The sequence below is a fragment of the Streptomyces sp. NPDC028305 genome (assembly GCF_055569495.1).
On record NZ_JBVHTN010000001.1, the window covers coordinates 795,877 to 806,899 of the forward strand.

General features: G+C 70.6%; 12 protein-coding genes and 1 pseudogene. 9 read left to right on the forward strand and 4 right to left on the reverse strand.

Annotated features, from left to right (window positions below; all coding sequences use genetic code 11):
* Window positions 1-120: 120 nt before the first annotated feature.
* Window positions 121-852 carry a DUF4232 domain-containing protein gene (locus ACZ4WQ_RS03645; protein WP_361192691.1) on the forward strand — a complete coding sequence of 244 codons (732 nt, stop codon included), beginning with the start codon at window positions 121-123 and terminating at the stop codon, window positions 850-852.
* Between the two features lie 314 nt (window positions 853-1,166).
* Here the strand turns inward: ACZ4WQ_RS03645 and ACZ4WQ_RS03650 are convergent, their stop codons facing one another.
* The gene (locus ACZ4WQ_RS03650) at window positions 1,167-1,772 is read right to left on the reverse strand and encodes a TetR/AcrR family transcriptional regulator (RefSeq protein ID WP_361192694.1); all 606 of its coding nucleotides are present in this window, start codon (window positions 1,770-1,772) and stop codon (window positions 1,167-1,169) included.
* Window positions 1,773-1,841: 69 nt separating this feature from the next.
* On the opposite strand from ACZ4WQ_RS03650, the gene ACZ4WQ_RS03655 reads away from it, so the two are divergent.
* A complete protein-coding gene (locus tag ACZ4WQ_RS03655; RefSeq protein ID WP_398369739.1) occupies window positions 1,842-2,492 on the forward strand; it encodes an NAD(P)-dependent oxidoreductase in 651 nt (216 codons plus the stop codon).
* Between the two features lie 32 nt (window positions 2,493-2,524).
* A complete protein-coding gene (locus ACZ4WQ_RS03660) occupies window positions 2,525-3,376 on the forward strand; it encodes a hypothetical protein (RefSeq protein ID WP_398369737.1) in 852 nt (283 codons plus the stop codon).
* Window positions 3,377-3,385: 9 nt separating this feature from the next.
* On the opposite strand, the gene ACZ4WQ_RS03665 is transcribed toward ACZ4WQ_RS03660, so the two are convergent.
* On the reverse strand, window positions 3,386-3,907 hold the full coding sequence (locus ACZ4WQ_RS03665) for a DUF3515 family protein (RefSeq protein ID WP_385345813.1): 522 nt from the start codon (window positions 3,905-3,907) through the stop codon (window positions 3,386-3,388).
* Window positions 3,908-4,103: 196 nt separating this feature from the next.
* A complete protein-coding gene (locus ACZ4WQ_RS03670; protein ID WP_311722737.1) occupies window positions 4,104-4,319 on the reverse strand; it encodes a DUF6011 domain-containing protein in 216 nt (71 codons plus the stop codon).
* A gap of 101 nt (window positions 4,320-4,420) precedes the next feature.
* Between ACZ4WQ_RS03670 and ACZ4WQ_RS03675 the strand changes: the two genes are divergently transcribed.
* Together ACZ4WQ_RS03675 and ACZ4WQ_RS03680 are read left to right on the forward strand one after the other, a co-directional pair.
* On the forward strand, window positions 4,421-4,810 hold the full coding sequence (locus ACZ4WQ_RS03675) for a VOC family protein (RefSeq protein ID WP_385345811.1): 390 nt from the start codon (window positions 4,421-4,423) through the stop codon (window positions 4,808-4,810).
* 77 nt (window positions 4,811-4,887) lie between these two features.
* Window positions 4,888-5,736, forward strand: a complete 849-nt coding sequence (locus ACZ4WQ_RS03680) for a hypothetical protein (RefSeq protein ID WP_361192769.1) — start codon at window positions 4,888-4,890, stop codon at window positions 5,734-5,736.
* On the opposite strand, the pseudogene ACZ4WQ_RS03685 reads toward ACZ4WQ_RS03680, so the two are convergent.
* A pseudogene (locus tag ACZ4WQ_RS03685) lies at window positions 5,733-5,814 on the reverse strand (DNA mismatch repair protein MutT); the annotation flags it as partial. The gene ACZ4WQ_RS03680 and the pseudogene ACZ4WQ_RS03685 overlap by 4 nt on opposite strands.
* A gap of 486 nt (window positions 5,815-6,300) precedes the next feature.
* On the opposite strand from ACZ4WQ_RS03685, the gene ACZ4WQ_RS03690 reads away from it, so the two are divergent.
* From ACZ4WQ_RS03690 to chvE, 4 genes are all read left to right on the forward strand, one after another.
* Window positions 6,301-7,464 (forward strand): mandelate racemase/muconate lactonizing enzyme family protein, encoded by a 1,164-nt coding sequence (locus ACZ4WQ_RS03690; RefSeq protein WP_311722735.1) that lies wholly within the window; start codon window positions 6,301-6,303, stop codon window positions 7,462-7,464.
* A 144-nt stretch (window positions 7,465-7,608) separates the two neighbouring features.
* Complete coding sequence (locus ACZ4WQ_RS03695) at window positions 7,609-8,655, forward strand: zinc-binding dehydrogenase (RefSeq protein WP_398369733.1); 1,047 nt, start codon at window positions 7,609-7,611, stop codon at window positions 8,653-8,655.
* A 204-nt stretch (window positions 8,656-8,859) separates the two neighbouring features.
* Window positions 8,860-9,858 (forward strand): hypothetical protein, encoded by a 999-nt coding sequence (locus ACZ4WQ_RS03700; RefSeq protein WP_311722733.1) that lies wholly within the window; start codon window positions 8,860-8,862, stop codon window positions 9,856-9,858.
* Between the two features lie 36 nt (window positions 9,859-9,894).
* On the forward strand, window positions 9,895-11,010 hold the full coding sequence (chvE, locus tag ACZ4WQ_RS03705) for a multiple monosaccharide ABC transporter substrate-binding protein (RefSeq protein WP_311722732.1): 1,116 nt from the start codon (window positions 9,895-9,897) through the stop codon (window positions 11,008-11,010).
* The last annotated feature ends 13 nt before the right edge of the window (window positions 11,011-11,023 follow it).

The window sequence follows — 11,023 nt, forward strand, 5'->3', positions numbered from 1 at the left end:
CCGACTCTGGCCCGGCGCCGGGCCCCCGCCCCACTGCCGATCGCCAGGTCCGTATCCGACTTTCGTCGGGATACCCGCGACACCACTCGAACTCACGCCCGACCGTGCGAGGATGACGCCATGACGACAAGTGGCCCAGAGGCCGACAGACCGACGGCCCCGGCCGCACCCCGTAGGTCGCCCCTTCGCCACCGGGCCGCGCTGGCCACGACGGCGGGCCTGCTCGGCCTGCTCACCGCCTGCGGCACCAAGCCCGCCTCCGAGTCGGTCGCGGCGCCCGCCCCGCCGCCCGCCCCCGTCGCCCCCGACCGCCTCCAGGACGGCCCCCGCTACGGCGACCTGACGACCGCCACCCCCACCGCGCCGCCCACCTGCTCACCGGCCGGCGTGTCCGTCCGGGGCGAGGAGCCGAGCGCCGCGATGGGCCTGCGCGTCATGACCCTGGAGCTGGTCAACTGCGGCAAGAAGACGTACACGCTGAACGGCTATCCGGCCATCCGCGTCCTGGACGAGGACGGAAAGGCACTGGACATCCGCGTCAGCCACGGGTCCGCGGGCATCGCCACCCTCGACAACTTCGACGCCGCTCCGCGGCCGGTCACGCTGCGGCCCGGCGAGAAGGCGGTGGCGGGCCTGGCGTGGCGGAACACCGTGACCGACGCGACGACCCCGGCCGTCACCGGCAGCCAGGTGGAGGTCACTCCGGCCACGGGGCGCCCCGCGCACACGGTGACCGAAATGCTCGACCTCGGCAACACCGGCAAACTGGGCGTAAGCCCCTGGTCCGCCCCGGAGGAGACGTCCTCGACCAGCCCGTCTCCCGGACAGAGCGCCTGGACCACCACGCGGTAGACAAGGGCGGTTCGCCGGCTTCGCCACGCTCGCGGACTGGCTCGCACGAGAAGGGTAGCCAACGGGCGTCGGCTACCCCCGCCGCTCAGTCGCCGTCGATCTCGACGTCGATGCCCATGTCCTCCAGGGCGTCTTCCAGCTCGTCGAGCACCTCGTGGACCTCGTCCTCCTGGTGATCGGACACGGTGGTGGTCCGCCTTTCTCATAAGAAACGCACAAGGGCCCCGCGGCTGCGAGACCGCCCGCATCATACGCAAGGCCCTTCGGCGACAGCGCAGTTGGCACGCCTCCCGAGAGGCCTCCCGGGGACGGGCTCACCCGACCGCCGCCCACACCGTACGGGCCACGGCCGGCGCGAACTCCGCCACCGGCTGCACCGCGTCCTCGCCCGAGAAGTGCAGAAAGAACGCCCGCTGGAAACAGGCGCCGAGCAGCAGCGCGGCAGCGGCGCGCGGGTCGGCGTCGGCCCGGATCCGCCCGCGTTCGCGCTCCCGCCGCAGATGGCCGGTCAGCGCCTCCAGCACCATGTGCGGGCCCCTGCCGATCTGCTGGATGCCGTCCCGGTGGCGGTTGAGCAGCGCCGGCTCCGCGAAGAGGGAGGCCGCCATCGGCATGGCGTCGGCGTAGAAGAGCGAGGCGTGGCGGGCGATCTCCGCCAGGCGCTCCTCGACGGTGCGCTCCCCCGGGTCGCCGGTGAGCGCGGCGAGAAGTGGCCCGGCGTTGGGCGAGCGCTCGGTGAGCACCCGCACGAACAACTCCTCCTTGTTCGCGAAGTGCTTGTAGAGCGCCGCCTCCGAGCAGCCCGCCTCGCGTGCGATGGCCTTGGTGGTGGCGTTGGCCAGTCCGGTGGTGCGCATCAGCTTCTCGGCGGCGTCCAGCAGACGCTCCGGGGTGGGCCGATTTGACTTCGGGGTGAGCATTCACTCACCCTACCGGAGACGGGGGTGAGTAAGTGCTCACTCACCCCCCTTGCCCCTGAAGGGAACCCCATGAAGCTCACCGTGTTCGGCGCCACCGGCGGCGTCGGCCGTCACGTCGTGCAGCAGGCCCTCGACTCGGGACACCAGGTGACCGCGGTGGTGCGCGACCCCGCGCGGCTGCCCGTCCCCGCCCATCCGCGGCTCGAGGTGGTCACCGTCCCCGACCTCACCCACCACGAGCCACTGCTCCCCCACGTGGCCAGCCGGGACGCGGTGATCTCCGCCGTGGGCCCGACGAACAACGCACAGGCCAAGAGCACCCCCATCGCCGGCACCGCCCTGCGCGCGATCGCCACGGCCATGGACCAGGCGGGCGTACGCCGGCTGTCGGCCATCAGCGCCGCCCCGGTCGGCCCCGTGGCCGAGGGCGAGGGCGCGCTCACCCGCGTGATGGTCTATCCGCTGCTGCGCAGGATGCTGCGAGACCTCTACGCGGACCTGGCGGCCATGGAGCAGGCGATCAGCGCGAGCAACACGCAGTGGACCGTCGTACGGCCGCCCAAGCTCACGGACAAGCCCCACACGGGCACGTATCGGCGCGTGATCGACGACAACGTCCCGGGCGGCATGACCATCAGCCGCGCCGATGTGGCGGACGCGCTGCTGACCTGCCTGGCCGACCCGGACACGGTGCGCCACACGGTGGGGATCGCCAACTGAACCTGCGCCACGCCGGATGACACCATGAGCGCATGTCGAACATCCTCACCGACGCCATACGGGTCTACGCCCGCCCCGGCGACCGCATCAACGGTGTCGAGGCACAGTGGATCACCTGGATGCTGCTCGGCCGCGGCGGTTCGTACCACGTCCCGGTGGTGACCCGGTGCGGCCCGGAGGGGGCTTACGTCGACATCCAGTACGGCTCGGGCAAAAGCCCCGACATCGTGAACTTCTGCCAGGACCACGCCCCTTACCTCTACGGCGCGGTCTGGGGCCGGCACTACAACGAGGGCCGCGAACTGGACCTGATCTGGCAGGAGGATGTGAACGACGGCCCGTACCGGTACTGCCGGTACGGCTTCGACGAGGTGCGGGTGGCGACCACGACCGGCGACCGCCCGCCCGTCGCGCCCGAGGCCGACGCCCCCGAGGCGGCGTGGCGGCGCCACCCCGACGGCTCGTGGCGGCTGTCCGTCAACGGCAGTTACCGCACCGGCAACAACCGTGACGCCGAGGTCGGCCCCATGGCCACGCCCGCGACCCCGCTGCCCGACCCGCCGCCGACGGCCCTGCCCACCCCCACCACCCCGACCGACTGGGGCGAGCCGCTCGCCGCCATCGACCCCGGCTGGCTCGCCCCGTTCGCCGACGACCACCCGGCCGCCACGCTGATCGAGTACCGCTGGCGGGGCCGGGTCGTCCACCGCGCCCGCGAGGACGACGACTGGGACGGCCCCTCCTGGCAGCACCGCTGCGCCGACGACTGGGACAACTGCCTGGACCCCGAGTTCCTCCGCTTCACCGGCGCGACCGAACTCCTCGCGCCCGAGGAGGTCTACGAGCGCGACCGCCAGACGGGGGGCAAGCGCGCATCGCACTGACGGCGGCGCTCAGTGCGCGTAGCCGCCGCCCCGTGGGACGTCGCTGAGGGACAGACACTTCCGCTCCTGCCGGATCGGCTTCACGGCCTTGCTCAACTCCACCAGGACACCGTCGATCTCGGCGACCCGGTCGGAGACCAAAACCTCCACCGCCGGGTCCCGGCCGTAAGAGACGAGGACCTTCCGGTCGGTGCTGAGCTTCGCCTCCTCGACCACCCAGTCCACACCGTCGACGTTCACGCACGCGTCGACGGTCGGCAGGGGCGGGCGCACCCCACAGCGCAGTATCACCGCCCGGTCACCCCACACAGCGACCCCGGGCGCCCCGCCACGAGCGCGCTCCCGCCCGGCCAGGTCGGCCGGATAGCCCTTCGCGATCCGCCCGCACTCAGGCGCGTCGCCCCTCGGCGCCGCCTCCACGCCGTACGCGGGCGAGCTCACCTCACGCACCACGAGAACACCGGCGACAACCAGCCCGGCGGCGGCCACGCCAACGGCGATCCGCGCCGTGCGAGAAAGACGTCCCGTCATCAACAACCCACACCTCCGCCGGACGGCCGACCGCCGCGCAGGAAGCAGCGCGGCGCCAAGGAGTGATCACGGCATGCTTCTGAGAATCCGTCGGCCGGCCTCCGTCAGCCTTCCGGATCATGCTCCCACCGGCGCATCGGCGGTCAGCCATCGGGTCCGGCGAAACCGCCCCGGCACCCCCGGCAGCGCGCCGCCGTCAGATCCCCGGCAGCGTGTCCTGCTCGACATCACGCGCGGGCGGCCTCGGCGCGCTCCGCACCGCCAACTTGGCCCGGCACTCGTCCCCGAGCCCCCACAGCCGCGCCTCACGCCCCCGCAACGGCCGCCCGCACATGCGGCAGGTGACACGGCGTCGCGGGGTGGCGGGCTCCGCGCCGAGGCCGGGCAGCGTGGTGGGGTCGTCGGCGGTCATGACTCAGGTGTACCAGGCCGCCCCACAGCCAGTTTCTCTATACGCAGTATAGTGTACTGTGTATAGAGAAACTGGTCAGTGCGATCTCGTAAGGAGAGCCCGTGAAGGTCACCTCTTGTGCCGTGTCCCTCAACGTCGAGGACGTTTCCGCCTCCAGCGCCTTCCTCGTCGAACACTTCGGGTTCCACGAGCAAATGGCCGCGGACGGCTTCGCGTCCCTGACGCGCGACGACCTCGGCATGAACGTCATCTTCCTGCGCCGCGGGCTGGAGTCCCTGCCCGCCGACCAGCGGGACGAGCACGCCGCCGGCCTGATCCTCGCCCTCGTCGTCGACGACCTCGAAGGCGAGCTGGCCCGCCTGCGCGAAGAGGGCGTCGCGATCACCATGCCGCTGAAGGAGGAGGAGTGGGGTGAGCGCGCCTTCCAGGTACGCGACCCCAATGGCGTCATCGTCCAGCTCGTCGACTGGAACGGGTCCGCCGGCCACTGAGCCAACAGGCCCAACCGGCCCAACCCGCCCATCGGTTCACGGGGCGGATGCCTCCGCCGCTACTCCACCGTAGGCAGGTGGTGGCAGCGCGCGACTGGGATACTTCGGTGATCGAATCAGCGCACCACGAAGCGTCCAACCTCGCGTCCAGTTGGGATATCTCACCCATGAGTCACAGTCAGCCTCCGCCGGAACAACGGGGCTATGGCTACCCGCAAGCCCTCACGCCCCCAGGCTGGCCGGGGTATCCCCCCACCCCTCCGCAGGCTGGTGACACCAAGCGGAAGACCATCGGCATCGCGGTCGGTGCGCTGATCGTTGTCGGCGCGATCGCCGGCGGCTTCGCACTGTTCGGCGGGGGCGGTGACGGCTCCGAAACCGTGCCCGATGACGGAAAGCGCTACAAACTCACCGCGCCGGACACCGTATTGGGCGAGTACAAGGTCTGGGGTGATTCAGCCCAGGGGCAGGACAGGGGGAGCGACCAGGCGCTCCTGCTCGGCGTCAGTAACGGGAGGCAGGTCATCAACAACTGGTCGACGCTCGACACGACCGACCCCGACTCGGACTTCGACAACAACAAGAGCATCGTCTTCGTGGGCTTCTACGGCGATGTGGACGATCCGGAGAAGGCCGTGGACGCGTACTTCGACATCGCGCAGCAAGGATCCCTGACCTCCGAATCCATCGGCAGTAAGGAGAAGCAGTCACCAGCAGGGTTCAAGCACGGGATCATGAAGTGTCAGTACCGGAAGGCCGACGCCGAGCCCGGCCAGCCGGATACCACCCCCTTGTGCGTCTGGGGCGACCACAGCTCGGTTGGCGTGGTCATCGTGGTCGATGCCACCAAGGAGAAGCTGTCCCTCGAAGAGGGCGCCAGGATCGCGGCTGACCTGCGAAACGAGATCCGAGTAGAGATCAAGTAACCAACCGACGAGTCCGGTGATCTCTACGTCCAGTCCGGTCTCTTCCCTCACCTCGCGGACCGCCGTCCCCGGGAGAGATCGCCGTATCGGCGCAGGTGCCAGACGGGCGCGCCGTACGCGTTCACGCCCCGGCGGCCGACAGCGGTACTGAGGTCTGCCCTGGGCCGGGCGGGTTCCCCGCACGACAACCACATATGCGACGCCGGACCACCCCACGACTGGACAGCGCTCGGGGTGGTCCGGCCGCTCTCAGTGACCGCCCGTGACTCCGCGCAGCCGCCCTCCGGGGGAGGGGAAGCAGCCACGGCGGCCGCGAACACGCGGTCGGGCGCACCTCACGGAACGCCAGAGCCGCCCCGGGACCCGCTCCGATATCCGTTCGACAACGAACGCGCCGACCCCCCGCGCGGCCCCCGCCACAAACGTGAAAATCATTCGACAACCGATCGACGCATGGCCATTGACACCCCTTACGCCCGGTGACTACCGTCACGCCAGGATTTCGAACGTGTGACGAAATATCGAACGCCACGCAACGCACCACTCGCGAAAGGGCAGACTGCCTTGCGCATCACCGGAATCAGCACGCATGTCGTCGGCACCCCCTGGCGCAACCTGACCTACGTGCAGGTCCACACCGACGAGGGCATCACCGGCGTCGGCGAGACCCGCATGCTCGGCCACACCGACGCACTGGTCGGCTACCTCCGTGAGGCCGAGGCCAATCACATCGCCGGATCCGACCCCTTCGCCGTAGAGGACCTGGTACGGCGGATGAAGTACGGCGACTACGGCCGGGCGGGCGAAATCGTGATGTCGGGGATCGCCTGCGTCGAGATGGCCTGCTGGGACATCAAGGGCAAGGCGCTGGGCGTGCCCGTGTGGCAGCTCCTCGGCGGCAAGGTGACGGACAAGGTCAAGGCGTACGCGAACGGCTGGTACACGACCGAGCGGACGCCGGAGGCCTACCACAAGGCCGCCCAGGGGGTCATGGAGCGCGGTTACAAGGCGCTGAAGATCGACCCGTTCGGCACCGGGCACTTCGAGCTCGACCACAAGGAGACCCTGTACGCGGTCTCGCTCATCGAGGCCGTGCGGGACGCGATCGGCCCGGACGCCGAGCTGATGCTGGAGATGCACGGCCGCTTCTCCCCCGCCACCGCCGTCCGCCTGGCGAACGAGCTGGCCCCCTTCAAGCCGGCCTGGCTGGAGGAGCCGGTGCCGCCGGAGAACCTGAAGGCGCTGGAGAAGGTCGCGGCCAAGGTGGACATCCCGGTCGCCACCGGTGAGCGGATCCACGACCGCATCGAGTTCCGCGAGCTCTTCGAGAGTCAGGCGGTGGACATCATCCAGCCGGACGTCGGCCACATCGGCGGCATCTGGGAGACCCGCAAGCTGGCCGCCACCGCCGAGACGCACTACGTGCTCGTCGCGCCGCACAACGTCGGCGGGTCCGTGCTCACCGCCGCCTCCCTCCAGGTCGGCTTCACCTCGCCCAACTTCAAGATCCTCGAGCACTTCAACGACTTCGCCGACTCGGACATCAAGAAGGTGGTCAAGGGCGCCCCGCAGGTCGTGGACGGCTACTTCGAGCTGTCCCACGCGCCCGGCCTCGGCGTCGAGCTCGACACCGACGCGGCCGCCGAGTTCCCGCAGCAGCAGGCCCGCTTCGACCTGTGGGCCGAGGGCTGGGAGAAGCGGGAACCCTCAAAGACCAGCGGCGAGTGAGTGCCGAGTGAGTAGGGATATCCCTCGTCCTGGCCCGAAGGGGTGTACAAACGCGATTCCCGCGGAGGCGAGGGGGCAGAACACGCCCGGCGGGAGGGCCCACCCGGTGGTCCCCGTCCAGGGCGGGACAGGAACGGAGCAGATGTGAGCGGCACAGAAGACGCCCTCGTACTCGACGGGCCCGGCAGCCACCGGCTGGAGCGCCGCCCCGTGGCCGAGCCGGGGCCCGGGGACGCTCGGGTGCGGGTGCACGCCTCCGGGATCTGCGGCAGCGACCGCGAGGTCTTCCAGGGGAGCCGGCCCGAGGGATACGTCCGGTATCCGGTCACCCCCGGCCATGAGTGGTCGGGCACGGTCGAGGCCGTCGGGGCCGGGGTGCCGGTCTCGCTGGTCGGGCGGAAGGTGGTCGGCGAGGGGTTCCGCAACTGCCAGGTGTGCGATCGCTGCCACGCCGGAGACACCACGCTGTGCACCGCGGGCTACGAGGAGACCGGCTTCACCCAGCCGGGGGCGATGGCCACCACCCTCACCCTGCCCGCCCGGCTGCTGCACCCGCTCTCCGACGACGCCGACCTCACGGCCGCCGCGCTGCTGGAGCCCGCCGCGTGCATCGCGGCCGCCGCGCTCAAGGCGAACGCCCAGCCGGGCGAGCGGGTCGCGGTGGTCGGCACCGGCACCCTCGGCATGATCGCGGTCCAGTTCCTCGCCGCCGCCTCCCCCGCCGAGCTGCTCGTGGTCGGCACCCGCCGGGACCGCGAGCAGCTGTCGCTGTCCTTCGGCGCGACGGCGTTCCACACTCGGGACGCCCTGGCCGAGGCCGGTACAGAGGCCGAGGCCGGGACGTACGACATCGTTATCGAGACGGCGGGCTCCGCCTCCGCGGCCCGGGAGTCCGCCGCACTGCTGCGGCGCGGCGGGCGGCTGGTGCTCACCGGCATCCCGGCGGCGGGCGCGGACGGCCTGGACCCCACCGACCTGGTGGTGCGCCAGATCGAGGTGCAGACGGTCTTCGGCGCCCCGCCCGGCGCATGGGCGCACGCGGTACGAGTCTTCGACGCCGGGCTGCTGTCCCTCCTCCCGCTGGTCACCCACGAGCTCCCGCTGACCGACTTCGGCGCCGCGATCGACCTGGTCGGCAGCGGCGATCCGAAGGTCGGCAAGGTCCTGCTGCGCCCGCAGGGCCTCCCGTAGCCGCGCGCCGGTACGGGCCGCCCTGACACGGCCCGTACCGGCGTGCACCCAGCCACCCGAATGTCGTCCGACCACGCGGCGCTAGCCGCATACCGACCGGCCGGACGGCGCCATGAGATCAACTCCGTACCCCCGGACGACGACGTGCCGGGCAGCACAGCAGCCGGACGCCGAAACACCGGCCATCACTCCACAGGGAGCACCGTGACCGCCGCCTCAGCCACCACCTCCGGCCCCCGCCGCCCCGCCGACGCGGCCCTCGCGTCGCTCGGCCACTCCGCCCCCGCCGCCGACCCCGCCGACGCCTCCCCGCACTCCTTCCCGGACGGCGGCACCTGGCGCACCGAGATCCCCTCCGTGGAGGGGCCCGAGGCGCTGGCCACCGTGTTCAAGGAGGCCAGTCGCCTCGATGTGCCGATCCACCGGATCAGCCAGGGCAGCGGCGTGTGGATGCTCACCGACTCCGAGATCACCGAGATGGTGGAGTCCTGCGCCGAGCGCAACGCCGAGCTGTGCCTGTTCACCGGCCCGCGCGGCACCTGGGACATCGGCGCCGCCACCCGTACCGACTCCCGCGGCGGCGGCCTGCGCGCCCGCGGCCATGACGCGGTCGCCGGCTGCGTCGAGGACGCGCTGCGCGCCGCCTCGCTGGGCGTCAAGTGCCTGCTGGTCGCGGACGAGGGCGTGCTGTGGCTGCTGCACCAGCTGCGCGACCGCGGCGAGCTGCCGGCCGACACCACCTTCAAGCTGTCCGCGCTGGTCGGCCCGGTCAACCCGGCCTCGTTCGCGGTGTACGAGCAGCTCGGCGCCGACTCCATCAACATCCCCTCGGACCTGACGCTGGAGCACCTGACCGAGATCCGCCGGGTCTCCGGCGCCCCGATGGACTTCTATGTGGAGGCCCCCGATGACCTGGGCGGCTTTGTCCGCATCTACGACGCCGCCGAGCTGATCCGCCGCGGCGCCCCCATCTACTTGAAGTTCGGGCTCAGCAAGTCCCCCGGCATCTACCCCTACGGCGCCCAGCTGCGCGATGTCGCGCTGAACAGCGCCCGTGAGCGGGTACGCCGCGGCCGGCTCGTGCTCGACATGCTCGCCCGGCTGGGCGCGGACGGCGGGATGTCCCCGCTGGGCTCCCGGCTGCCCGGGCCGCTGCGGCGCTTCGCCACGGCGCAGTCACAGCCCGCGCCCCAAGAATCCTGAGCCACGGACGCACAAGGGAAGGACGACCCGATGATCATGCGTAAGGCCAGAGCGGTACGAGCCTTGGCGGCCCTCGCCGCCCTGCTCACGCTCTCGCTCACCGCCACCGCCTGCGGCCAGGAGGCGGTCGGCGGCAGCCGCTACAAAGGCGGCGGCAGCAACACCATCGGCATCGCGATGCCGGTCAAGTCCTCCGAGCGGTGGATCGCCGACGGCAAGAACATGGCCAAGCAGTTCCAGGCGGCGGGCTACAAGACGGACCTGCAGTACGGCGAGGACGACGTACGCACGCAGGTGGCCCAGCTGGAGAACATGATCACCAAGCAGTACAAGCTGCTGGTGATCGCCCCGATCGACGGCTCCGCGCTGACCGATGTGCTGCAGAGCGCCCATGACGCGAACATACCGGTGATCTCCTATGACCGGCTGATCCTGGGTTCGAAGTACGTCGACTACTACGCGACCTTCGACAACTTCAAGGTCGGCGTGCTCCAGGCCACGTACCTCGTGAACAAGCTCGGGCTGCCCAAGGACAAGGGGGGCAAGAAGGGCCCGTTCAACATCGAGCTGTTCGCCGGGTCGTCGGACGACAACAACACCCGGTACTTCTTCAACGGCGCGATGAGCGTGCTCAAGCCGTACCTCGACGACGGGCGGCTCGTCGTCCGCAGCAAGCAGACGAAGCTCAACCAGCTGTACACGGCGAAGTGGAGCGCCAGCGCCGCCCAGAACCGCATGGAGGACCTGCTCAACGCGGCCTACAGCAACGCCGACGTCAACGCCGTGCTCTCGCCGTACGACGGCATGTCCATCGGCATCCTGTCCGCGCTGCGCGGCGTGGGCTACGGCACGAAGGACAAGCCCTACCCGGCCGTGTCCGGGCAGGACGCCGAGCTCGCCTCGGTGAAGTCCATCATCCGCGGAGAGCAGACGCAGACCGTCTACAAGGACACCCGCAAGCTCGCCAAGGCCACCGTCCAGATGGCCACCGCGGAGCTGACCGGCGGCAAGCCCCAGGTCAACGACACCAAGTCGTACAACAACGGCAAGAAGACGGTGCCGGCCTATCTGCTCAACCCGGTCAGCATCGACAAGTCCAACACCCAGCTCCTCGTAAAAGAGGGCTACTACACCGCCGGCCAGCTGAAGTAGGGATGGAGGCCGG